22 protein-coding genes and 2 pseudogenes are annotated in these 24,669 nt (G+C 39.5%); all 24 read right to left on the bottom strand.

Features of this window, described 5'->3' with window-relative positions:
- Positions 1 to 7: 7 nt before the first annotated feature.
- The 24 genes and pseudogenes from HMPREF2887_RS09250 to rapZ all read right to left on the bottom strand — a co-directional run bounded on the left by HMPREF2887_RS09250 (position 8) and on the right by rapZ (position 24,594).
- Positions 8 to 1,810 (bottom strand): VirD4-like conjugal transfer protein, CD1115 family, encoded by a 1,803-nt coding sequence (locus HMPREF2887_RS09250; protein ID WP_084741121.1) that lies wholly within the window; start codon positions 1,808 to 1,810, stop codon positions 8 to 10.
- A gap of 1 nt (position 1,811) precedes the next feature.
- Positions 1,812 to 2,330 (bottom strand): hypothetical protein, encoded by a 519-nt coding sequence (locus HMPREF2887_RS09255; RefSeq protein WP_084741124.1) that lies wholly within the window; start codon positions 2,328 to 2,330, stop codon positions 1,812 to 1,814.
- Positions 2,331 to 2,481: 151 nt separating this feature from the next.
- Positions 2,482 to 3,366 (bottom strand): LPXTG cell wall anchor domain-containing protein, encoded by an 885-nt coding sequence (locus tag HMPREF2887_RS09260; RefSeq protein ID WP_084741127.1) that lies wholly within the window; start codon positions 3,364 to 3,366, stop codon positions 2,482 to 2,484.
- A 19-nt stretch (positions 3,367 to 3,385) separates the two neighbouring features.
- Positions 3,386 to 4,204 carry a hypothetical protein gene (locus HMPREF2887_RS09265; RefSeq protein ID WP_084741130.1) on the bottom strand — a complete coding sequence of 273 codons (819 nt, stop codon included), beginning with the start codon at positions 4,202 to 4,204 and terminating at the stop codon, positions 3,386 to 3,388.
- A 13-nt stretch (positions 4,205 to 4,217) separates the two neighbouring features.
- Positions 4,218 to 4,424: a hypothetical protein gene (locus HMPREF2887_RS09270; RefSeq protein WP_084741132.1), complete on the bottom strand. Its 207-nt coding sequence runs from the start codon at positions 4,422 to 4,424 to the stop codon at positions 4,218 to 4,220.
- A gap of 60 nt (positions 4,425 to 4,484) precedes the next feature.
- Positions 4,485 to 5,126 carry a hypothetical protein gene (locus HMPREF2887_RS09275; RefSeq protein ID WP_084741136.1) on the bottom strand — a complete coding sequence of 214 codons (642 nt, stop codon included), beginning with the start codon at positions 5,124 to 5,126 and terminating at the stop codon, positions 4,485 to 4,487.
- A 44-nt stretch (positions 5,127 to 5,170) separates the two neighbouring features.
- Entirely contained in the window at positions 5,171 to 7,813 is a 2,643-nt protein-coding gene (locus HMPREF2887_RS09280) for a phage tail tip lysozyme (protein ID WP_261673918.1), read from the bottom strand.
- Between the two features lie 17 nt (positions 7,814 to 7,830).
- The gene (locus HMPREF2887_RS09285) at positions 7,831 to 10,200 is read right to left on the bottom strand and encodes a VirB4-like conjugal transfer ATPase, CD1110 family (protein ID WP_410002520.1); all 2,370 of its coding nucleotides are present in this window, start codon (positions 10,198 to 10,200) and stop codon (positions 7,831 to 7,833) included.
- Positions 10,085 to 10,501: a PrgI family mobile element protein gene (locus tag HMPREF2887_RS09290; protein ID WP_080977800.1), complete on the bottom strand. Its 417-nt coding sequence runs from the start codon at positions 10,499 to 10,501 to the stop codon at positions 10,085 to 10,087. The genes HMPREF2887_RS09285 and HMPREF2887_RS09290 overlap by 116 nt, the downstream gene beginning before the upstream one ends.
- Before the next feature lie 64 nt (positions 10,502 to 10,565).
- Positions 10,566 to 11,321 (bottom strand): hypothetical protein, encoded by a 756-nt coding sequence (locus tag HMPREF2887_RS09295; protein ID WP_049512518.1) that lies wholly within the window; start codon positions 11,319 to 11,321, stop codon positions 10,566 to 10,568.
- A gap of 10 nt (positions 11,322 to 11,331) precedes the next feature.
- Positions 11,332 to 11,559 (bottom strand): hypothetical protein, encoded by a 228-nt coding sequence (locus HMPREF2887_RS09300; protein ID WP_049512516.1) that lies wholly within the window; start codon positions 11,557 to 11,559, stop codon positions 11,332 to 11,334.
- A 70-nt stretch (positions 11,560 to 11,629) separates the two neighbouring features.
- Positions 11,630 to 12,184: a hypothetical protein gene (locus tag HMPREF2887_RS09305; RefSeq protein ID WP_049512514.1), complete on the bottom strand. Its 555-nt coding sequence runs from the start codon at positions 12,182 to 12,184 to the stop codon at positions 11,630 to 11,632.
- Between the two features lie 94 nt (positions 12,185 to 12,278).
- Complete coding sequence (locus HMPREF2887_RS09310; RefSeq protein ID WP_049512512.1) at positions 12,279 to 12,599, bottom strand: hypothetical protein; 321 nt, start codon at positions 12,597 to 12,599, stop codon at positions 12,279 to 12,281.
- 342 nt (positions 12,600 to 12,941) lie between these two features.
- Positions 12,942 to 13,208: a thiopurine S-methyltransferase gene (locus HMPREF2887_RS09315; RefSeq protein ID WP_006269180.1), complete on the bottom strand. Its 267-nt coding sequence runs from the start codon at positions 13,206 to 13,208 to the stop codon at positions 12,942 to 12,944.
- Positions 13,208 to 14,095, bottom strand: a complete 888-nt coding sequence (locus tag HMPREF2887_RS09320) for a replication initiator protein A (RefSeq protein ID WP_003043334.1) — start codon at positions 14,093 to 14,095, stop codon at positions 13,208 to 13,210. Before HMPREF2887_RS09320 ends, HMPREF2887_RS09315 begins: the two co-directional genes overlap by 1 nt.
- Complete coding sequence (locus HMPREF2887_RS09325; protein WP_003043393.1) at positions 14,095 to 14,286, bottom strand: hypothetical protein; 192 nt, start codon at positions 14,284 to 14,286, stop codon at positions 14,095 to 14,097. Before HMPREF2887_RS09325 ends, HMPREF2887_RS09320 begins: the two co-directional genes overlap by 1 nt.
- 145 nt (positions 14,287 to 14,431) lie before the next feature.
- Positions 14,432 to 17,610, bottom strand: a pseudogene (gene carB, locus HMPREF2887_RS09330) (carbamoyl-phosphate synthase large subunit).
- 27 nt (positions 17,611 to 17,637) lie between these two features.
- Positions 17,638 to 18,726, bottom strand: a complete 1,089-nt coding sequence (locus HMPREF2887_RS09335; protein WP_003024839.1) for a carbamoyl phosphate synthase small subunit — start codon at positions 18,724 to 18,726, stop codon at positions 17,638 to 17,640.
- Between the two features lie 38 nt (positions 18,727 to 18,764).
- Entirely contained in the window at positions 18,765 to 19,688 is a 924-nt protein-coding gene (locus HMPREF2887_RS09340) for an aspartate carbamoyltransferase catalytic subunit (protein WP_003024841.1), read from the bottom strand.
- A 58-nt stretch (positions 19,689 to 19,746) separates the two neighbouring features.
- The gene (locus HMPREF2887_RS09345) at positions 19,747 to 21,015 is read right to left on the bottom strand and encodes a uracil-xanthine permease family protein (protein WP_003024843.1); all 1,269 of its coding nucleotides are present in this window, start codon (positions 21,013 to 21,015) and stop codon (positions 19,747 to 19,749) included.
- 4 nt (positions 21,016 to 21,019) lie between these two features.
- Positions 21,020 to 21,541 (bottom strand): bifunctional pyr operon transcriptional regulator/uracil phosphoribosyltransferase PyrR, encoded by a 522-nt coding sequence (gene pyrR / locus HMPREF2887_RS09350; RefSeq protein WP_021001608.1) that lies wholly within the window; start codon positions 21,539 to 21,541, stop codon positions 21,020 to 21,022.
- Between the two features lie 281 nt (positions 21,542 to 21,822).
- Positions 21,823 to 22,733, bottom strand: a pseudogene (whiA, locus tag HMPREF2887_RS09355) (DNA-binding protein WhiA).
- Positions 22,730 to 23,707: a YvcK family protein gene (locus HMPREF2887_RS09360; RefSeq protein WP_021001606.1), complete on the bottom strand. Its 978-nt coding sequence runs from the start codon at positions 23,705 to 23,707 to the stop codon at positions 22,730 to 22,732. The pseudogene whiA and the gene HMPREF2887_RS09360 overlap by 4 nt, the downstream one beginning before the upstream one ends.
- Positions 23,704 to 24,594, bottom strand: a complete 891-nt coding sequence (gene rapZ / locus HMPREF2887_RS09365; protein ID WP_021001605.1) for an RNase adapter RapZ — start codon at positions 24,592 to 24,594, stop codon at positions 23,704 to 23,706. Before rapZ ends, HMPREF2887_RS09360 begins: the two co-directional genes overlap by 4 nt.
- Positions 24,595 to 24,669 lie beyond the last annotated feature (75 nt).

Consider the following 24,669-nt stretch of genomic DNA (forward strand, 5'->3'; position numbering starts at 1 on the left):
TACCACATTAAGCCGCATTCTCCTCAATCTGAAGGTCAACAAATTCTGTCTGATCCACATTTTCATACCAATCATCTGTCCCATCCATACGGCGCTCATAGGTGTACCAGTTGTCGTCTTGAGGACTATTCGATAAGAGTTGAGCGTTTTTATGATCTTTAACGTAGAACTTCTTATCTTTCAAAACGTTTTGCTTGGATAGAAACAGTAAGGCTTCATCCACACCAATGCGAGCTACCTCATCAGGGGTCATAAGTTCACGTTGTTGAGTTTGTTCGCTAAAGGAACTGGAGCGATTTCTTCCTCGTGATTCAGAATATTGTTTCTGATTGATCGTCTGTTTTCCTGCACGCGTTGAATAGTAATTCATGGTATCCTTATCATTTGTTCCCAAGAACAGGTGACAAGCACAGTTATTAAAAATAGTTTCCCAATCCTTATTATAAAGCGATTTAAGCTGATTGATTGCTTGAATAATAATTTTGATTGAAATTTCACGGCTACGAACTGACGCCAAAACTTCGTTAAAGTTAGGAATTTTCCCGATATTCGCAAACTCATCAATAATGACTTGCACGTGCAAAAGGTCAGTTGCAGATAAACCTGGACGTTCCCCTTGAAGAATAGCGTCCGCACCGTGGGTCAATTCTTCAAAGATTGTCGCAAATAAAAGGGAAGCCAAGAAGTTAAAGGACTTATTAGTTTCAGGAATGGCAATAAAGACCGCCGTCTTTTCAATATTCCAGCGGTCAATATCCATAGTGTCTTCTGCAATCATTTTAGCCACGTCCGCATGGTCAAAAATAGAATAACGAGTCGCCACCTGAGTAGTGACCCCCATACGTGTCTCTGCTTCAAAGTTAGAGTTAAATAACGCCCATTGCTTGTACGCATAGTTGCCTGGTAAACGCTCCTCTAATTCTTCAAACATTTGTTCAACAGGGCTAGGCTGCTCTTCGTCTGTTCGTCTAATATTTCTCATCATATCCGCTACCATAGACAGATTAGGGGTATAATCATCTAGTTGACTATCAAAATACAGATAACCAATCAAAGCACGAGTCAATAAGAGTTCAGCAGTCAACCAAAAGTTTTCTCCTTGATTATCTGTTTTCTTTGTCCCGTCAACAATGGCTTCAGTCACACGATCAATATCTAACTCCGATTTCATGTAGTTAAAAATGTTAAAGGTATTGGAATTAGCCAAGTGAACTAGGTCAAAAACTTTAATTTTATAACCATTTTTAGCTAACAGACTTCCGACTTCATGAACCAGCAAGCCTTTGGGATCTGTAACAATATAACTACCGTTCATCTGCATAAGATTAGGTTTCACATAATTTTGTGTTTTCCCGTCTCCAGGAAGCCCCACAACCAGCGTATTTTTGTTCAGTTGTTTATCATATGGTAAAAGTTTATTAAATAGGCCAATAAACCCATTCTTTGTAAGAATCATATTGTTCTCAAAGACTTTATCTCTGAATGTAGCAATCTCTTTTACCGTCGCAAACCGAGCTGATCCTCTTTCTTCTCCGTGGCGATACACCCCATTATCACCCACTCGTAGGTAGATGAAAAAAGGAAGTACAAAACCAAGCGCCCCACCAATAAGTGAGAATTGATTAAACTGAAGGTCTAGCCAATTTTTGGTCTCCAGATTATTGATAACCCATGCATATTTAGAAAACGGATTGAGGGGGTCGGTTACTCCTGGAGCTGACTGATAAAGTTTGACCAGCCAATGAAAACCATAAAAGAAGAACAAGCCTAAAATGATATAAGGTAATAAATGCTTTCTTTTCCGTGGCATCTCATTTCACACTTCCTTTCTTTTTACCTTTTCCTTTAAGTGGTGTTCCAATACCTCCATATTTGACGTGTTCTTTAAAGTACGCTATTTTTTCTGCAACTGTCCGAGTAGGAAATTTTTTCCCTAACTTTTCAGCAGCCTTTTGTGGATTTGAAGTCAATTCTTTGATTACTTTGTCTACTGTTCCTTCAACCAAAATCTTATTTTTAACGTCAAATAATAAGGTTGTCGTCCCTTTTTCTGCCCCTGCTTTGGTAGTAAATCCAATGCCCTTTTCATTAAGATATTCTTTCAGTTTTCCTATGTGAATATCTTTATTTTCCAGTATCAGCATATCTTTATTAGTGTTAGTCGCCATGAATTGATTATAGTTCGTCTCACCAATAAAATTCTGATTATTTTTGTTGTACTCATGTTTTTCATGAGCATATTGAATTATAGACCAAAGGGCTTTTAAAATAGTTTCTCCTGTCACTTTAGAAGCATTAGACAGTTGAAAAACTACTCTGTCCTGTTCCATTTAGTCTCCTTTCCATAAATTAGTCTCATTCATTTAAAAAGCAGCTCTTCTTGTAAATGTTCTGTTACTGTTAGAGAAATTGCTTTTGGCTTTAGCTGATTAAATTCCTTTTCGGTAAGCCCCTTTAAATCTGGCATTTCTACTCCTCCTTTTAAGCCTCATCTGCACCGTTCTTTTTGCGAAGCAGCCAAGCGCCAATCAGAAGAACAAATCCGCTGAAACTGGTCAATAACCCTAACTCATCCCCTGTTGATGGAAGGGTCTTCATTTCCCCTGAAGCAGTCTGAACAGAGATTGTTTTATCTGCATTAACTGTCCCTCCAACTTCTTCTGGACTGACTGTAGCTCTGGAACCGTCCGCATAAGCTACAACTACCTGGCTATTCACGGTTGAGACAATTTGATAACCAGTATTAGTGTAAACTGGAGCAGCTGGAGTCACGTTCTGAACAATTTGACCTGTCACTTGTGAAGTTGTACCAACTTGACTAGCCCCTGCATTGACAGCTGTTTGGGCAGATACGTTAGGGTTATTAGTCGGTACATCTACACTTGGGGTTAAGGTTGTTTTTCCGCCATCAACCGTTGGAACAGTCACTGTCTTATTATCTGTAGTTGTTGGGTCCTGCTTATCTGTCGTATCGGTTTGGCTTGGTTGGCTTGGCTGGTCAGATGGTTTTGGTGTGGTATCTTCAGATGGAGATGGTGCTGGGTCTTGCTTATCTGTGCTAGGTTCTACAGTTGAAGAAGAATCCTTTGGTAATACCGCATCATCTTTACTTGGTTCTGTAGTACTTGGAGTTGTTGGGTCTGTACTAGCCGACGTATCAGGTATAGAGGGTGTTGCTGTATTGTCAACGGGTGGGATGGTAGGTGTAGGGTTAGTCTCTGAAGGAGTTGATGAAGGTTGTGTAGGTGTGACAACAACACTGGCTGTTGAATCAACGGGAACTGTACTTTCATCCGCAAAGGCAACTGCCTGACTAAGAACCAAGCTAGATAGTGTAACAAGTGCAATAAATGATGTTTTCTTCATGATAATTTTTCCTTTTCTATTAGTTATTCGGATATTTTTGAGTTTTCGGTTGTGTCGTTATAAGATAACCATAAGGAGCTTTAACAGATTTTTTAAGGGAATAGGTCAAGCGGACATTTGCTCGATTCTCCTTGTTATCTTTAACAACTAACACATAGGTAACGGTATAGCTATTACCTTTTTTAGTGATACCTTCCAGAATCACCGATTGGAGGGTACCCTCTGAAACGTTAATAGTTTCTTTCAAATCTTCTGTAACAAAATCGCTAACAGCTTTTCTAGTATTCGCATAGTAACTAGGTATGAAATAACGGTCAAATACATCAATAGCAGTTTTTTCCTTCTCAAAAGCTTGAAGCATTTTCACCTGCTTAGTTAGAGATTGATTCATCGTCTTTAAGCTAGTTATCTGACTAAAGGACAGACTGGCAAAGATTAAGCTAACAATCGCAACAAGCAAACTCAACAGGACAAGCAGTGACCGTTTTTGTCTTGTTGAACCAGGTGAGGAAGATAGGTGGTGCTGAGAGGGCGATTCTGAGGCATTTTTCAGTGATTTTCCTGAAGTCTTAGTTAATGTACTCAGAGGATTTGTTTTGCTAGGACGCTTGAAACCAAAGTCCTTCAGCAAGTCATCAATTATTCCATCGTATGGTAGGCTAAACTCAAGATTTTCCATCACTGAATCATCACGGTCTAGATGTTCAATCAAATAGCTTTCCGTTTCACCTAATGCTTTACAGCGTTTTTCTCTGATTTCCAATTGATTGAGCAACTCGTCACGATTGGTTACCAATTGGCTATGTAAGGTGTTGACATCTATGATTTTAAAAGTCATCTATCTTCACCTCCTAGTATGAGGAAGAAGGTTCTGAAGACGTTTCAGACGCCTTTTTAAGTGATTTAATTTCATCTGCAAACAGTTCCAAGTCATCCAAATCCAGATCACGTTCCGCAAGAAGTGCCAGAGTACGTTCCGTCTTGAGGTTTTTCACTTCGTCTTTGAGTTTAGCTACTCGCTTGGCATAGAAGTTTTTCTTTTCTTCCGCTTTCTGCAATGCTTCTTCTTTTCAGCCAAACGGTCTTTAAGGTTTTTTTGTGCCATTTTATAATCTCCTTTATTTTGTTTCTGAATTACTTTCTGATGGAGGTGTTGCATCATCAGAAGTCTTTTGAGTATTGACGCTTGCATAGTCATTACTGTTATTAGCATCCACTAAAATAATACTTTCCATACGGTTTACTAAAAATTTGTTCTTCATTTTAGAAAAACTCAATCGTAAAGTAGCTGTATTGGTAGTGTTTTGAGACTGTGAGTAGTCGTTTTTCTTGGCTAAAAGCGTATTGGTATAAGTCACGCTAACCAGCGCTACATTCTCTTTTGTATCCAAGTAAATCTTAGAGCTTCGATACTCAAAGTCCACCACATAACCCTTATATGTTTGTGTAGTTGGTTCGTTCTCTAGAGAAACTGCCTGATTATACATTGCGTCTGTCATGTATTCTTTGTAACGATTGCGATTTTCTCCCAGATCTTTCTTAGTATAGTAAACCATAAGAAAATCCTCTACATAATTTTGTGTTAATGAACCGTCTTGTGTATTACTATTCTTAGTTGTAGTTGATTTCTTGGTTATAGTCTTTGGAGAACTTTGAGATTGTCCTCTTGCTCCAAAACCAAAACCAATCAAGAAAATCAACACAATTCCCAGAACAGTAGCTAAAATTTTGAAAAATTTTACTTTTTGAATATCTAACATGATTGAAAAGCGGTAGATTTTCGTCTACCGCTGCTCCTTTCCATTTATTTTGGTGTTGCAAAAGTATAGTACGCCTGATTTGATAGAACACGATAATGAACTTTGTCTTGGACTCCTAAATAATTACATTCTGAAATTAAGAAGGTTCCGTCATCATTGACAGCCTCAACAAAAGCGACGTGCCCATAAGCCACTGTGGTAAAGTCAAATCCACCAGCTGTCGAACAAACAGCTCCAGGGGTAGGAGTTGTACTGAATCTCCAGCCTTTAGCAACTAAATTCCTCACCCAATCTTGACCATTGCCGTTATTACTTGAAAGGGCATTGCCAACCGTTCCTGTTTCCACGAGTCGGTTCGCCACATACCAAGTACATTGACCAACTGGGTAGTTATTGCCTGGCTGTGTTGTCATTGAAGTTGTTGAAGGCTTCCCAAAAGCCAATTTACTTTCCCAACCGCTTGGGAAATTCCAAGAAGAGGCCTCTGTTCCACTTCCTTTGATTGTTTGCTTGAAATACGTCAGCATTTGTTTTGCATTATTTTGACGTTCTTTGAGCTTATCGCCTGCATTCCCTTCCCAATGTACCAGAAAGCGCTGCGTCAGGGTCACGACATTCTCATTACTCGTTAAAATAGATTTTAAAATGTGAATATAATAAGGATTATCTCCTTCTAGCATGAAATCAATCTGCAGTTCCAGGTCATACCACTTCTTTCCTTTTGATTTTGCATAGTTTCTAAGAAGTGTATTCCGAATGGCTCCATCTGAAGTATCCGTCCACATACCCAATCCTAAGCCACGGTGAACGACTAAAGAGCCGATACTTGCCCCTTGAGCAAAGCCCATATTGAGCCAATTTTCATCATCCCAGGAACTTTCTGTCGCCCCAATCGGGGGACTTAAATAATCGCTTTCTGCTCGTTTAGCCTTGATGTTACTTTCTGTCGCAAAATTTCCTAACATTGCCGCAATCCCATTATCCGTCGCATTCGGAATTTTCTTTTTAATGAAATCCCGTACAGCTCTAGAGCGTTGAGCTAAATCTCCAGAAATATCAAGGTCTGTCATGACAGAAGTAGTTTGTGTATAGTTCACCAGTCGGAAGTAAAAACCGACGTTTACATACGTCCATTTAGCTTTTTGCTTTTTCGTCGCCTTTTCTTCTTGTTTCTGGTAATAAACTTCCTGACCAGTGCTGCTCTTAACAGTTCCAATAAACGTACCTTGTTCAACGGTATCTCCTGTCTTGAAACGGATACCTGATACATCTTTGTAAGTGAATTTAGATTCCTTAGTTTCAATCGTGACATCAGTACCTGAAACCTTAACCGTCCCAGACATGACCGCCAAAAGCTGCTGCCCTGTATTAGCCTGAAGAACAGAACCTTGATAAATCTTGCTTTTACTGATATAGCCAAAACGTTTGACAATACGTAAAGGGCTATTATAATGTGCCTCATCTTTATCCGTATAAAATGGATTGTCTAATTCCTGCAGGTAAGTATAATAGCCATCTGTTTGAGCACTTTCCAATAGTTCTTCATAATCTTCACGGTCATCTTTTGGTAAGATAGCCCAAGCAATTTTTGACTTCTTACTATACAAGTCTTTCATTGTTTTAAGATGGTCTGTATCCTGATTCAGACCATTCCAAAGACTGGTTAAGGCATTCTCATAAGTTTTGTTATGGTCTGCTCCAGCTTGATTAGAGTTAATACCATCATCCCATTTTCCTTTCAAATCATAATCACCATAACGATAATTCATATAAGTCATGACTGAATCAATGTCTGACCAATAATCAACTCTAGAATTTGAGTTTTCTCTATCCAGGTGAGAGAAATAAAGCCAAGCTTGGTTGAGTTTAAACTCATCTTGAGAAACCGTAGAGCTTCCACCTAAAACACCGACAAGGGCAACGATGACCGCTGCTAAGAACATGATAATATAACTCTTAGCAGATAAGGGATTATGTAAAACCGTACGAAGAGGCTTAGTTAGTAAGTCAATCCCTCGACCCGCTCCACGTGTCACTTTACCAGTCTTAGAGGCTTTAAATCTGACTGTAAAGTTACGATAACGTTTAGCCAATTTACCTTGCCAGCTTTCCTGAAATGGTGTCCTTGTAAAACCTCGACCTCGGACAAAATTATAGCCTCGATTAGTAAGACCATAGCTTTTCTGTATCGTCCACTTTCCTAAATTTCCACCTGCTTTAACTGACCTTGAGGCACTATCTTTTTGGTAATGAAAGTTACGAATTTTTCGTCTGCCCTCTGCCACTGCTCCTAGGGTTTCATCTTGAGAAGCAGCGTTCTCAAGGTTTGAGCGAACAAGTTGTTTAGACGCCCGATAAGTCCCACGTCGAAACTTTTGTCCTACTGTTCCACCTGATTTTTCCGCTGTTTTGACATAAACCTTTTTAGCAATCCGTTTATCCTGCTTAGCACGCTTCCAAGCTTCCTTATCTTTGGGAGAGACTTTCAAACCGTAATGTTGCTTGCGCTTTTTAACCAACTTATAGAATTTCTTTTCCGCTTTTTGAGTCTCTTTAGCCTCTTTATAGGCGTCCTTCATAGCAAACTTAGCTTCTTTAACATTATAAGTATCTAATGCCTCTTGGGTGGCTTCCTTGACAGCCTGACGACGTTCTCGAAAGCCACGTGTTTTTTTATGTTCCGTCAATCTGCCACCTCACTTTTCTAAGCGTCTGTAGCAATCAAATTGAAAAGTTTTGTTCCTCTTGGAATAGGATTTTCAAATGGTACAACTGTTGACCCAGCCACAATTAAACCTGTCCCCTTAGCCTTTGGTTTAGCTACATAGCGTAAAAGAGCAGGTGTTAAGTGAATGGTTTCAGCCAGAACTTTCAAATCTGTTGGCTTCTGCTTCAGCAGAATAACAAATTCACTATTTGAAAGCAGCTTACGACCTTCTTCACGTGACATAAGAGTTTCTACATTTTGAGTGATCCCTGTTGGGATTGCTCCATACTTACGGACACGTGAGTATAATTCTGTAAAGAACTGCGCCTGATTATCTGTAGTAAACTGCAGTTGCATTTCATCAAAATAAATATGTGTCGTAAGTTTTCCTTGGTTATTGACTACCTGGTTCCAGATATAGTCTTGGATAACCATGAGGGCAAATGGTTTGAGTTTTCCAGAGAGTTTTTTCAGGTTAAAAATAACAAAGCGACTCTCCATATCAACGTTTGTCTCATACGAGAAGATATCCTGAGATCCCGTTGCATAGGATTCTGATTTAAGCGCAAGATTTTGTGCTTCTTGCTCAGGCTGTTGCTTCAGGATAACATGCCAATCTTTAAGCGTTGGCGTTCTATCTGTAATTTTCTCATAACAAAGATGAGTAACACGGTCAATAATGGAGAACTCCTCGTCTGTAACTTCTGTCAAGATGTTTTCAAACAATCCCATAATCAAGTTAGATTTTTGCCCGATTGGGTCTGTATCATCTGAGGATAAACTATCTTCATCTGGTAAGTCCATGAGGTTCAGGTGAGTGTTTGACCCTACATAAATATCAATGAGTTGGGCGCCAAATTCACGACCAATATCAGAGTATTCATCTTCTGGGTCAACAATAATCACACGGTCTTCAGGATATTTTAAAATAGTTGGAATAATCTCACCTGCTTTAACCGTAACAGACTTACCAGAACCAGAAGATCCCAACACAACGCCTGAGCCTGTATTAAGGTCTCGCTTACGGTCAACTGTTATAATATTATTGGATAGTTGATTTTGACCATAATATATCGCCCTTTTTGATGTAGATTGTAAATCTACATTGGTAAAAGGTACTTGGGTTGCGATATTTGAAGTGGTCATATCACGCATAAGGGACTTTTTCACGTCTAAAAAACAGCGTCCGATAGGTAAGACCGTGTTTAAGGCCTCTTCTTGATGATAGTAAATATCTTCAAAATCTACCACATGTTTGCGGCCAGCTGTTTTGACACGGTTACTATATTCATTCAGTTGTTCTAAACTGTCCGCCTTAAAAAAGACACAAATAACACCTGAAAAGATTTTCTGATCATTATCCTGTACTTCTTTACGCCAACGCTTAGCTGCCTCATTGGTTTCACTGGCAACCCCACCGATAGCAAAATCTTCAGGAATCCCTTCCGAGAAACCTCGGCGCATTGATTTAATCATATCCAGCTTGACATTGCTTTCTGCTGTGTTAATGTCTTTCACTGCTTCACCAATATCATAAGGCTTAGCATTGATAGAGATGGCCAGTTCAATTCCTGTATCTGTTAAAGATTTAACGATTCCATCATTAAGGAATGAGGGATATTGACGGATAAACATAATTTTGGCAAACTTATCATCAATCATCATATAGTTTTCAAAAAATCGAATCCGATTAGGGGCTACAAAAGACTTTGTCTTCAATCCTGAAATGACCAAATCTTGGTAATCCAAGTTGAGATAAGGATTCCCACGAAGTAGGTCAGAAAAGATATTGAGTCGTTCGCTGCCCGTCTGTGCAGTTAGTGTAACCTCAACCCCTTGAAATTGATTGCGTAAGTTAGTCTCCACATCTTTCAGTTGACGTTTAGCCATTTTACGGTCAAAGGCTGACGTTGTGACGGTAATAAATTTTTCTACTGTAAAATTATTTTGGTCATAAGCAAAGCGGTGCTCAATCAAATCATTATATTCTTCTCGGTAATCGTCATAACCATCTCCTTCGGCATCATAGGTAATATTGGTTAATAGGTTACTATCGACTTGACGGTTGATGATAAGAAGTTGATAGCCATTATCTGAGTTGAGACTATTTAAAGCTCCAGCGTAAAAATCAACAATATCAACCTTTTCTTCCTCACCTGCAGTGATATAATTCACATCACCAAGCCGAAAAGTCTGGGAATATTCACTCCCATCAATATACATAAGCCCATCCTCAAAGAGTAGCTCATAATCAATTGTATTTTGTGTTGAGGGCTTCATTGTTCGTTTGAGACGCTTCCCCCTCTCCTGTTGGGATGGGGTCAAACTCGTTGACCCCTTTTTCTTGAGAAATGGTAAATTTACCATAAGGTTCCTCACTTTCAAATTCAGTTTGATAGGCTCTTTCTTGAATGGTTAGCCTAAAAGTCAACATATCTTTCAATCGTTCCTCTTGTTTTAGTCCAAAAATCATAAAGGGAATCAAAATAATAGGGAGGATAATATAATGCAAAATATCAGGTAAGCCTAATAAAATGATTCCTGCTGCTAGAATAGTCGCTAAAACAACACCTGTCAGCATGACTATATGGCGAAAAGTAAATCCGCCAATGATACTCCGTTCATAATCTTTGACTTCTTTCAAAAATTCACTGCCTAATTTATTCATACGGTCTCCTTTATCCAAAATGCAGGGAAATAAAAAAGTCAGAACTCCTGTCCTGACTAATAACTTAACCCATTACGTTTAATAAGCTCCTGGCTTTGCGACTGCTTCCAATCAGAAGAAAAATAAAGACAATTCCTTTGGCAATAGAAGCGAAGGAAGCCACAAAATTTCCCCAAAATCCAGTCATAGTGACTTTAAACAAATCATCCTGAATCACTAGGGGATAGATGGCACAAAGCACAATCAATACCAACCCTTGTAGCGCCACCGACGCAAAGGTCATAATGACATTTTTCGCAATGCCTCGAAAAGCATCTGACATAAAGAAAGCCACGATAACAGGTGCAATAGCTTTGAGTAGGTACATTTCAATAAAGCGTAACATAACAAGGATATTGACAGTAACTTTTGTAATAAATTCAGTACTACCTCCGATAAATGAAATAATACGTTTAAAAAACCAGTTTCCTTTAGTTGGTTCAACAAATTCATAGGTAATATTCTTGTTCGTTGCGACCAGATGAATAGTTGCATTTGTCAACCATAGAATTGCATCAAAGATTTGGCTAGAATAGGTGATTAAAACAAAAGCAAAAAGGTATTTAATCCCAACCTCTAACCAGGTTCTTACAGTAATTCCTCCACCTGAAAGACGTAAATGTTGGTAAAAAGAGAGCATTTCTAGCATAAAAAAGAAGGATAATAAAATATAACCTACAGCTAACAAAGACTGATTGATAGCCATTATCTGAGTATTTAGTGTTGGGTTATATTTACTGAGACTTGAGGTCAATTGATTGATAATATTCGTATCAATCATAAGCGACTCCTTAAAATGCAATGGCGTTGAGAGCTGCCACTATAGCTGTTGTCAGACTACCTGAAATGATTGCCATAGCACCTCCTGAGATGATAGATTCCAGCCCTTGATCTTGACGGGTAGTGTCACGGCTGCGACGACCGCCAAAGTAATCATAAGCTCCAGTCAAGCCCCATGTGAGACCTAAAACAGTGATAATTGCTCCAACAACAGTAATAATACGTACGATAGTGTCCATAATTTTTTCTCCTTTTGAGTATGAAAAAGACGCCTCTTAATAGCTGGGACGTCTAGTGTAAGTATAATTGTTAATCAGGGTTAATTGTAGCGCCAACAGCGCCAATAACCGCCAGCAGAAGCATGATAGAAACTTCAATCATACCTCCAGGGAAGAGTTGGAAACCTCCTATCCCACCAATATTAAAAAATAGTTTAGGGAGACCTTCAACAATAAAAATAAGATTTTTTTCAGTATCAGGTAAAAAAGAAGTAATCGCTCCTCCCACTAATAAAACTAGAAATAAAATAGCAAATTTACCGACTATCCAAGTGATAAAAACCCCGATAATCATTTTCAACAAGTTAATTGCAAAGAGAACAAGAAAGATAGGGCTGTAAAAAAGAACCTTGAATAACCCAACCAAGAAATCCCAAAAAGATGCACCCGTCCATGGATAAACTCGGTTCTGACGTTTTGCTTTTCTCCGCTGCTTGCGGAACTCTTTCAAATCTTTTCGCTTTTGTTCAGGACTAGTTTCTTGTTCATACTTACGAACTGCAGCATTGTACTGATCAACTAGCTGATCCAGTCTATCTTTGGGCTTCTCTTGAGTCGTTGTCAGTGATTCTTTTTGTTCAGTCATCTTCTCACCCCATTCCCTTTTCTTGATTTTATTATACCATGTTTTACAACTTTTTTTGGTATAATAATGATTCGTGTATTATCAACACCCCCTTTTAGTCGTTATTAGGTCTGTGATAGCCTTTACCAGTGAGCTGTAAGATTGTCTCTCTCTTGTGCTTAACTTTCCTAGCGATAAGAATATTTCTTCGTTTCACTGTTCTTATCTGTTTGTAAATTTCTGGGTAGAAAACAATTATTTCAGCTTCAGTTTCTTGACCTGCAACAATTGCCAGGCGTTTTCTTATCGCATACTTTGCTTTCAATTCAATAATCTCGCCTGAATCTAGTCGAGCTGTCACGTCGCCCTGACGTCCTAAATTTTTTAAATCTGACACGGTCACTTCCGTGTCTTTTTGTGTTTTGATTCCATTCATTTTGATTTCTCCTTTGTGATATGGAAGGCTGAACTACGCAGCCATCTTGGGAGGGTATTTCACCTCCGCCGTGGTTTTTTACGCAAGGTTTATAGTCTAGCTCACCTCAAACTCCTTTGGCTTATAGCATTGATTGCTATGCTTTTACGTTCCTGTGGCAGGCACTAGATATGCATTTCTAGCTCCCGTTACACCGCCCCCTGCTTCTTCTTTTTATACCAAGCCACGCTAATCGGGACAGTCGTTCTATTCAGTTTTCAAAGGCCACAAGTAGTTTTCTGACATGCTCAGGTCAAAAATCTAAAATGTATGCAATCAGTGTCATAGACTCCCCTTTTGAATCTACTGCCTTTTTGTAAGAGTCACTTTCTTAACCCACCTTGGATTGATTACAAAAGGTGGTTGTGCACTTGGAAAATTCATACTGGCTCCAGTTGATAAGGAATTACCAACCAATTGTTGTAATTCTTCTAGGTTGGATGTAATTGAAATCGTTTCTGTTGTTTTATCATAATACTCAATCAACATCTCTAGCTCTTCTTCTGGTTTTTGAGTTTCTCGCATTGCAGCCATTCTTTGTGACTCTCTATTATTTCCAAAAAGTGCCATTAGTTTACTCCTTTGTTTTGTTTTCTAATTATGCTGTTATAGCTAGCTAATAAGCCATTATAGACATATTCAGCAATCCTCTCCGAGGAGCTAGCATATTTCATATTGGACAGAGCATACTGATAACGATCTTCAAAATTTAACAATATATAGCTTACTGTGGTCTCTGTAAAGTTATCTTTTAATAACTGTTCATGAACCAGATTCCAAATGTACTCCTTATCATAACGAGTCGCTTTATCCACTTTTCGAGAAAGTAATTCTTGGTTCTTTTCTTCCAAATTTCGAGAAGGAGATTCCTCCTCATCCTCAGAAAGAATTATTTTATTCTTATTCTTTTTAGTCTTACTCTCTTTAATATAAGTTGAGTCCGATTTTGAGACTTCTTGAAGTTCGTTTTTGGTACTTCTTGAAGTTCCATTTTCGAACTTCTGGAAGTTCGATTTTGAGACTTCCGTTGATTTTACTGGGTTTAAGAGGGGTTGTGCTTCTTCAAAAGTCATGTTTAGAATTTGAATATCAGTAATAACATTCTTCACATAGATACGATTAGCCTTGTTTAATCCTTGTCTAACTTCATCAATTAAGCTATATTTGATCAACTCTTTTTTTAGTTTAATAACTTTCGCTCTACCACAACCAAGATCTTCAGCAAGCTCTTCAATGGAGTAATAGATAAAGATATCTCCTGCTTCATCCACAAACCTCAAATCTCCTTTTCGGGTGCTGTCAAGTGAGACACTCAAACGATCTCTACAAAGCATGAATAATAATTTGGCTTCTGCTTTTAGTTTGCTGTAAAACTTAGTACCAATAATCACTTTAGGCAGTTGATAAAAATTATCACTGTTTAGAGCTTGTTCTAAAGAAATTCTTCCGTATGCCATTATTTCACCTCACCTGCTCTCAGCATGATTCCACCTTGTTCAGGAAATTTTATCATTCTAGTAGCTTCAAGATAGCCAAGTGAAGCAATAACACGATCACGTGACCACCCTGTCAATTCCATGAGTTCTACAATCACCATATTCTTTGATTGTCTTTGTTTAGCACGTAATTTTTTCTGATTCATATTCATAGCAGAACAGCTCCTAAAATTGGTTTTGAGAAAAACAAAAGAGAGAACGCTTTTTTACGTTCTCTCAATGTTATTTATTCAATTCTCCCAATTTGGGACACATACTAAAAAAAGAACTTAATATCATGACAAAAAGAATACCGCTCTAAATTGCTTCTGTCATAAAGCTACGACTTTCTAAAACCTTTAGCATGGCATCAGCTGTATCAAGTGCTGTAAATAGCGGCACTCCATGCTCAATGGCTGATTGACGGATAGCCTGACCGTGTTCATCTGCTGTTCGTTTCGTTCCGACTGTATTGATAATCGCCTGAACCTTACCTTTGCGAACAAAGGCAGGAATGTCATTACGATCATCTGTACCGATTTTTTCAACCAATTGCGCTTGAATATCATTTTCTTTAAAGAATTTAGCAGTACCTTCCGTGGCTAAAATACTGTAACCAATATTTGAGAAGCGACGTGCTAACGCCAATGCTTCTTCTTTAGTATCATCAGCAATGGTAAAAATGACATTACCAAAAGCAGGAAGGTGGAAATAAGATGCTTCAAAAGCTTTATAAAGCGCTTTTTCAAGAGTTGAATCAGTCCCCATGACTTCGCCTGTAGATTTCATCTCAGGTCCTAAAAGACTGTCAACCTTAGCTAACTTGGTGAAGGAAAAGACTGGAGCTTTAACATGAACATTTTGACTTTCTGGATAAAGACCGTCTTCATACCCTAGCTCCGCCAAAGTTTGACCTAAAATCAGTTGAGTTGCCACCTGTGCCATAGGAATATTTGTCACTTTCGACAAGAATGGCACCGTCCGGCTAGCACGAGGATTGACCTCAATGACATAAACCTTCTCATCTTTGATGACAAACTGAATGTTCATCATACCGATACAGTGAAGTCCGATAGCCAATTTCTTAGTATAATCGGCGATAGTCTGCTGCACTTGAACAGATAAGGTTTGCGGAGGATAAACAGCCATAGAATCACCTGAGTGAACTCCAGCCCGTTCAATATGCTCCATAATCCCTGGAATCAAGACCTGACGACCGTCTGAAATAGCATCTACCTCACATTCCTTACCGACAATGTAAGAGTCCACCAACACCGGATGATCAGGGCTAGCCTTGACAGCAGTTCGCATATAAGAACGAAGATCTACTTCATTCTCGACAATTTCCATAGCCCGACCGCCCAGAACGTAGGACGGACGAACCAAAACAGGAAAACCAATCTTACGAGCAGCTGCTACCGCTTCTTCTTCATTCGTCGCTGTCTGACCTGGTGGCTGCGGAATATTCAAATCCTTAAGAGCCTGTTCAAACAAATCACGATCTTCTGCACGGTCAAGGTCAGCTACTTGAGTACCTAAAATTTTCACACCAGCTTTTGACAATGGCTCAGCTAGATTAATAGCGGTTTGTCCACCGAACTGAACGATAACTCCCTTAGGTTTTTCCAGTTCAATGACATTCATGACATCTTCAAAAGTCAAGGGTTCAAAGTAAAGCTTATCAGAAACCGAAAAATCTGTTGAGACCGTTTCAGGATTACTATTCATAATAATAGCTTCATAGCCAGTTGCTTGAATAGCCTTGACCGAGTGCACGGTCGCATAGTCAAATTCTACTCCTTGACCAATCCGAATAGGTCCAGATCCCAACACTAGAACAGACTCTTTTTCTGACTTGATTGATTCATTTTCAAAAGCATAAGTAGAATAAAAATATGGTGTGCTTGATTCAAACTCAGCTGCACAGGTATCAACCATTTTATAAACTGGAAGAACCTGCTCTTCTTTACGAAATTGACATACTTCTTCTGCTGTCGTTTTCCAAAGCTGAGCTAACTTAGTATCTGCAAAGCCGTTTTGCTTAGCCTGCCTAAGCAGATTTGCATCTCCAATATGAGTCATTAACTCCTGCTCTAATTCATGGATGTGAAGTAACTTATCCAGAAAGAACAAATCAATCTTGGTTAGTTTTGCAATTTCTTCGATATCATAGCCACGGCGGATTGCTTCAGATATATAGAAAAGACGATCATCCTGAGCTTTGACGACCTTTCCAGTAAATCATCATCTGCCACTAGATTTAGTTCTGGCATTTCATTATGATCAACACCAATTTCCAGAGAACGACAGGCTTTGAGCAAACTTTCTTCGATATTACGTCCAATAGCCATGACTTCTCCTGTTGCTTTCATTTGCGTTCCCAGATGACGTTCTCCATGTTCAAATTTATCAAAAGGAAAACGTGGAATTTTAGCCACCACATAATCCAGAGCCGGTTCAAACATGGCATAAGTTGTGCCTGTGACCGGATTGATAACTTCATCTAGCGTCAAGCCAATGGCGATTTTTGCAGCCAATTTAGCAATAGGGTAGCCTGTAGCTTTAGAAGCTAAGGCAGACGAACGAGACACGCGCGGATTGACTTCAATGACATAGTAATTAAAGCTATGTGGATCCAATGCCAATTGAACATTACAGCCGCCTTCGATTTTTAGAGCGCGAATAATTTTCAAGCTAGCATCCCGCAACATTTGATTTTCATAATCCGAAATAGTTTGCGTTGGTGCAAAGACAATGGAATCGCCTGTGTGTACACCTACTGGATCAAAATTTTCCATATTGCAGACCACCAAAGCATTGTCAGCTGCATCGCGCATAACTTCGTACTCAATTTCTTTGAAACCAGCAATAGAGCGCTCAATCAAACACTGAGTCACCGGAGATAATTTCAGCCCATTCTCTGCAATCTCTCGCAATTCCTCCTCATTGGCACACATTCCGCCTCCAGTTCCCCCTAAGGTAAAGGCTGGGCGAACAATGACTGGGTAGCCTATTTTCGCTGCAAAGTCCACTGCTTCTTCAACTGTATTTACAATTTCAGATTCCGGAATAGGCTGTTTCAGCTCTTCCATAAGCTGCTTGAACAAATCACGATCCTCAGCTTGGTCAATAGCCGACAGCTTGGTTCCCAAAAGTTCGACACCCAGTTCATCCAAGATACCTTCTTTAGATAATTCCATTGCCATATTGAGACCTGTTTGCCCACCCAAAGTCGGTAGAAGTGCATCTGGTCGCTCTTTCCGTAAAATTCTTGTGACAAATTCCAGCGTGATTGGCTCAATATAAACCTTATCAGCAATTTCCTTATCTGTCATAATGGTTGCAGGATTGGAATTAACTAAAACGACCGTGTAGCCCTCTTCTTTCAAAGACAAGCAAGCCTGTGTTCCTGCATAATCAAACTCAGCAGCCTGTCCAATGACAATGGGACCAGAGCCAATCACCATAATTTTCTGAATATCTGTACGTTTTGGCATGTCTTTCTCCTATTTCTAATCCATTGCTCAAAATGAACTATGCTGTTGTTTAAAAGCATCAATCATTTCCATAAACTCATCAAAGAGATAACTGGCATCATGCGGTCCTGGTGCAGCATCAGGATGAAATTGCACTGAAAAAGCAGGGAAAAACCGATGCCGCACACCTTCAATAGATTTGTCGTTGATTTCCTCATATGTAATCAGCAACTCGCTCGGAAAATTTTCCCGACTAACAGCATAACCATGATTTTGGCTGGTAAAATCAATTCGCCCTGTCGCAATCTCTCTGACAGCATGATTAAAACCACGGTGACCAAATTTCATTTTATAAGTCTGCGCTCCATTAGCCTTACAAAAAAGTTGATGTCCCATGCAGATACCAAAAAGAGGAATTTTACCTTGAATCCCTCGAATCATGTCTAGCACTTGCGGTACATCATCTGGATTACCTGGACCGTTGGATAACATGACACCGTCAGGATGAAGATTGAGAATGTCTGCTGCACTTGTGTCATAGGGAACAACTGTCACATTACAATTGCGTGCCGCTAATTCGCGAAGAATTGAATGTTTCAATCCAAAATCAACTAACACAATGCTAGGACCTGAACCCGGTGCTGGATACGATGTTTTCGTTGAAACTTGTTTGATATTATCAGTCGGCAAAACAGTTGCTTTCAACTGATCTTGTAGATGCACCATTTGGTCGCCCACATTGGCTAGTGTTGCTTTCATCGTTCCATGCTGCCGAATGATTTTCGTCAATGCCCGCGTATCAATACCAGCAATTCCTGGAATTTTTTTGACTTTTAAAAACTCGTCTAGGGTCATCTGATTGCGCCAATTGCTCGCTCGGCGTGCCCACTCATAAACGACCACTCCCTTGCAAGTGGGAGTGATCGATTCATAGTCGTCGCGGTTGATTCCATAATTTCCGATTAACGGATAAGTGAAAGTCAAGATTTGCCCATTGTAAGACTGATCCGTAATAGATTCTTGGTAGCCAGTCATACCTGTATTAAAGACGATTTCTCCAGTCACATCTATATCAGCCCCGAATGCCTCTCCTTCAAATACTGTATCATCTTCCAGAATTAACAAGCGTTTTTCCATTTTCCCCTCCGTTTGTTCTTACAGCAATACCTTAGTGTCTATTGCTCTTTTCGTCCATTTAAAACAGACTCAATAATTGCCATACGGACAAATACACCATTTGTCATTTGCTCTACAATCCGCGATTTTGGAGCTTCTACCAGATGATCTGCAATTTCAACATCGCGATTGACTGGAGCTGGATGCATGATGATGGCTGTATCCTTCAATCTGTCATATCGTTCCTGTGTTAGACCATGCATTTTATGGTAATTTTCTTTTGAAAAGAGTGAATCATCATCATGGCGCTCGTGCTGCACGCGCAGAAGCATTAAGACGTCTACTTGGTCAACGACTTCATCAAGTGTGACAAATTGCCCATAATCTGCAAATTCTTCACTTCTCCATACTTCTGGACCTGCAAAATAAAGTTCTGCACCCAGACGCTTCAAGATTTGCATATTTGACTTCGCCACACGCGAATGATCTAAGTCGCCTGCAATCGCAATCTTCAAGCCATCAAAATGTCCAAACTCTTGATAAATGGTCATCAAATCTAGCAAACTTTGACTCGGATGTTGTCCAGAGCCATCACCACCATTCACAATTGAAGTTGTAATCGTTGGACTTTCAACTAATTCCTTGTAATAGTCCACTTCTGGATGACGAATGACACAGACATCCACTCCGAGCGCTGACATGGTTAAAATCGTATCATATAAGGTCTCTCCTTTGTTGATAGAGCTGGTCTTTGAATCAAAATCCAACAGGTCACAACCTAGCTTTAATTCCGCTACTTCAAAGGCTTTATGTGTTCGCGTAGAGGGCTCAAAGAAGAGATTAGCGATAATATGTTGTTCATCATAATGAGCTTTCGCTCCATTTTTAAATTCAATGCCACGTTTGATTAAACTTAAGACTTCCTCATTGGTAAGAGTTTCCATAGAGACAACATTTTTAAGAGCGATTTGATTAGATAACATGGTGTATTTCTCCTTTTATTAGATACGGCGTTTCTTTCAATAAAGTTAAGAATTCAAACTAATTTTTAGGTTCTGGCAAGATAAGATAGAGCACAATTCCAAGAACCGTTGACAAGGCGACCCCTGAAATTTGCAGACCTGAAAGTTGAAGCGTTAATCCTCCAATCCCAGCGACTAAGATCACACTAGCAATCAACAGATTTTTCTTATTGTCAAAGTCCGTTTGCTTTTCAATTAAAATTTTCAAACCACTAGAAGCGATGACTCCAAAGAGCGCAATAGAAATACCGCCTAGAACTGGAGTTGGAATGGATTGTAAGAGTGCCGATACTTTTCCGACAAAACTCATCACAATCGCAAGTACTGCTGCACCTGCAATAACATAAACGCTATAGATTTTATTGAGAGCCATCACACCGATATTTTCACCGTAACTCGTTACTGGTGGCGCACCGAAAATCCCAGCGATAACTTGTGCAAGACCATCTCCGGCAAGAGTTTTATCCAATCCTGGGTCTTTAAAGAAATCTTTTCCGGTCAAGCTATTCAATACCATAACATGACCAAAGTGCTCTGTCATAGTTACAAAGGCAATTGGAGCCATTGTTAAAATCGCACTTGGATAAAATTTTACATTATAGTCTAAGAAAGGAAGGTGCATAGGTGGGACATGGAACCATGAAGCTTGAGAGACTTTTGCAAAGGAAATAATTTCTTCTCCTGTTACCGCTCCAAGAATGAGCGCGAAGACATATCCGACAATCAAGCCTAACAGCACTGGAATAATTCCAACAATCTTTTTACCATAGATATTAAAGAGGATGACTGCAAAGAGAGTGACAATTCCAATGATGAAATAAGTTAAATTGTATTTACCATCTTTTAACATGACATCATTTACAGCTGTGCTTGCTAGGCTTAGTCCGATAACCATAATGATTGGTCCTACCACAACTGGCGGCAAAATCTTATCAATCCAAGCATTCCCAGCGAACTTCACAATAAGAGCTACAATGAAGTAAACCAAACCACCTGTAATGGCACCTTGAGCGACTGCTGCGATACCGTCTGTTTTCATCAACATTTGCATAGCTGCGATATAAGCGAAACTAGACCCCATATAAGCTGGCACTTTGTACTTGGTAACTGTTAAATGCGCTAAGGTTCCTAGACCGCTTGAAAACAAGGCAACTGCTGGGTCAATTCCAACCAGAATTGGAACAAGAACCGTTGCCCCAAACATGGCAAACAAATGCTGAAAGGATAATCCTACAAGCAAACCAGGTTTTGGCATATCGTGTACATCATATTTCACATCTTGACTCATTTTCTTATAACTCCTCCGCAATCAAGACACGGTCTTGACCATCCTGTTCTACCATTTCCACAATAATCTCTTCTGTTCGGCTTGTCGGAATATTTTTTCCAACATAATCTGCTCGAATCGGCAACTCACGATGCCCACGATCTACTAAAACAGCCAAGCTCACGCGTGATGGACGTCCCAAGCTAACTAGGTTATCAATAGCAGCACGAATGGTGCGTCCTGTATAGAGCACATCATCCACCAAGATAACTTCACGGTCTGTAATATCAACTGGAACATGTGTCGTATCTTCTTCCACTTTAAAGTCATCGCGGAATGGCTTGGTATCCAACTCACCGATAGGCACATCAATCTTTTCGATCTGTGCCAATCGTTCTTGAATCCGCTGTGCAATGTATACACCCCGTGTTTTGATACCAATTAAGACAATCTTGTCTAGTTCTTTGTTGCGCTCAATGATTTCATAAGTGATCCGTGTAATGGCACGTTTCATTGTCAAACCATCGACAACTTCTTTTGTTTTCATGGAAAACCTCCCGCATAAAAAAGATAAAAGAAAAAGTCTCCTTCACAAGGAGACTTCAGAAAATCTAGGTAAGCACAGAGAAACTACTAACAGCCTCACTGTGCTACACCATCTTATACTTTGACTCCTTGTCTGCCTCACAGGACAGATTTAAAGGATTATTTAATTTTTATAACTATATCACATTTTTTGAAAATATTCAAGAGAAAACTGTAAAGTTTTCACGGAAATTCTCAAATTGATTCCACCTATAATATATAAGTCACATTTCTTTGCATTTTCTACAACTCATTTGCGATTTTATTGATTTTCCTCAAGCGATGATTGACACCACTTTTCGTCAAAGGCTTACTAAGACTTTCTGCCAACTGCTGGATAGAATAATCCGGATGATTGACACGCAGATAAGCTACCTCTTGCAAATCAACTGGCAAACTTTCTAAACCAACTGTATCAATAATCTTGCCAATATTGTGAATGGTCCTCATACTAGCCGTCACCGTTCGAGCAATATTCGCCGTTTCCGCATTATTCGTCCGATTCAGATCATTTCTAGCCTCTCGCAAGACCTTGACCGACTCAAACTCAGTCATCGCTTCCATAGCCCCAATCACAATCAAAAAGTCCATAATGTCCTCAGCTCGCTGCAGATAGGTCACTGAGCCTTTTTTGCGCTCAATTGTCTTGGCATCCAATAAAAATTTCGCATCAAGGCTGCTAAATCCTCCGCATGGTCAGAATAGACCGACAAGATTTCCAGCTGATATTTCCCAGAATCTGGATCACGCATACTGCCAGTTGACAAAAAAGCTCCCCGCAAATAAGCTCGGCTCGCTTCATCATCTGATAAAATAGCTTGGTCAATGCCTGCTTCAATCCCAAAAAAGGAGTCTGCCAAATGTAAATCGGCTAAAATTTGTTCCACACCTTCGTCTAAAAAAACAGTATAAACACGGTTTTTACGAAGATTCGCTTTTTGATGATGACGAATATCCGATTTGACTTGATAAAAAGCTGCCAACAATTCATAAATGTGACGAGCGATTTTTGCATTTCCTGTCGTAATAGACAATGTTAAGCCTTGACTAGAAATTCCTAAACTGCCTGACATCTTAATGATAGCAGATAATTCTGTTTTATCTTTTTTGCCTAGACCAAGCAGTTCTTCTTTCACTTTAATGGTAAAACTCATTTGCGCACCCGTATAATCTGCATGAGTTCATCTACGACTGATTCACCATCATGAAAGGCTCCGCCATTTTCCAAGCGAAGAAAATTAGACGAAATGACACGAGGAACTTGTTTTTTCAAACCTTTAAAATCATGCTCAACCTGCACCAAATACTCATCAAATTTATTAGAATTCATATACTTTTGAGGAACTTCCTCAATATTCACCAAAACAGTATCAATAAATCGTTTTCCTAAATGTCGATGCAAAACAGCCACGTGGTCACTATCTGTGAAATGCTCAGTTTCACCACGCTGGGTCATAATATTGCAGACATAGGCAATCTCCGCCTTGGTTTCTAAAAGAGCTTGTCCAATTTCTTCAATCATCATATTGGGTAAGATAGAGGTAAACAATGACCCTGGTCCCAAAACAACCATATCACTTTCTAAAATCGTCTCTACCACTTTGCGACTAGCAGTTGGTTTTTGGTCATTATAGGTATTGGTCACATAAACCCGCTCAATCATACCTTGGTGTTCTGCAAGATGACTTTCTCCAGCGACCTCACTTCCGTCTGCAAAAACAGCATGAAGCGTTAAAGGTGTATCACAAGACGGATAAATTTTGCCAGTCGTGTGGAAAAACTTAGTCAGTAGCTGCATAGCATTGTAAGTCGACCCCTGCATTTCTGAAATACCTGCAATAATCAAGTTCCCAAGTGGATGTCCAGCTAAAGCACCATCTTCTTCCGCAAAGCGATATTGAAAAACTTTTTCATAAAAGCGCGGCATGTCCGATAAAGCTACCAAAACATTTCGCAAATCACCAGGTGGTGTTAATTGTTGAATGTTTTTTCGCAATTCCCCCGAACTTCCTCCGTCATCAGCGACCGTCACAATAGCAGCAATGTCTACATCTTTCTTACGTAAACTGTCCAAAATGACCGAAATTCCGGTTCCACCACCAATAACAGCAATCTTCGGTCTCCTCATGAACGATTCACCGTTTCCTTTCTGCGGTCTTTGTCTCGATGTGATGAATGAACGGTCCATTCGCTTGCCAAATCATCTGCTAGACGTTGTGCAAAAGCCACACTTCTGTGTTGACCGCCTGTACAACCAACCGCAATTGTTAAAACAGATTTCCCCTCTTTTTTATAGCCGGGTAAAATCGGTTTGATAAGAGCCACTAAGTGCTGATAAAATTCTTCTGACTCCGTATGATTCATCACATAATCATAAACTGGTTTATCAAGTCCTGTTTGATTGCGAAGTTCTGGTTGGTAATATGGATTTGGTAAAAAACGTACATCAAAAACAAGGTCGGCATCTAGCGGAATACCATATTTAAAGCCAAAACTCACCACTTCAATGCGAAACGATTGAAGCTTTGTCTGATCTGAAAAATGTTCAGAAATGGTTTTACGCAGTGCACGCGGTGTTAATTCGGTCGTATCTACTACATTTTGACTCATGTTTTTCAACGGTGCCAGTAACTCACGTTCTAGCTTAATCCCGTCTAAAATACGACCGTCTGCTGCTAAGGGGTGGCTGCGACGCGTTTCTTTATAACGAGCAACCAATTCCGTATCTGCCGCATCTAAAAACAAAATCTTAAAATCAAGTCCAGCGTTACTTTCAATCTCATCTAGAACTTTCTGAATCTCAGAAAAGAAGGAACGACTGCGCATATCTACAACCATAGCAATCTTGTCATTGTCTTGCGTTGTTTCGATCAACTGCAAAAATTTAGGAACAAGTGTAGGAGGCATATTGTCAATCGTAAAATAGCCTAAATCTTCAAAAGACTGGATGGCCACGGTCTTTCCCGCTCCACTCATTCCCGTCACGATAACCAAATGAATTTGTTTGTCTGACATATTTCCTCCTTGATAAAACAATCAATTTCCAGTATATTAAAACATTTCCAATTCCTTTTTATTATAACACACCCA

Origin of the sequence: Streptococcus sp. HMSC071H03 (assembly GCF_001813035.1) — a bacterium.
Classification (GTDB): Bacteria; Bacillota; Bacilli; order Lactobacillales; family Streptococcaceae; genus Streptococcus; species Streptococcus anginosus.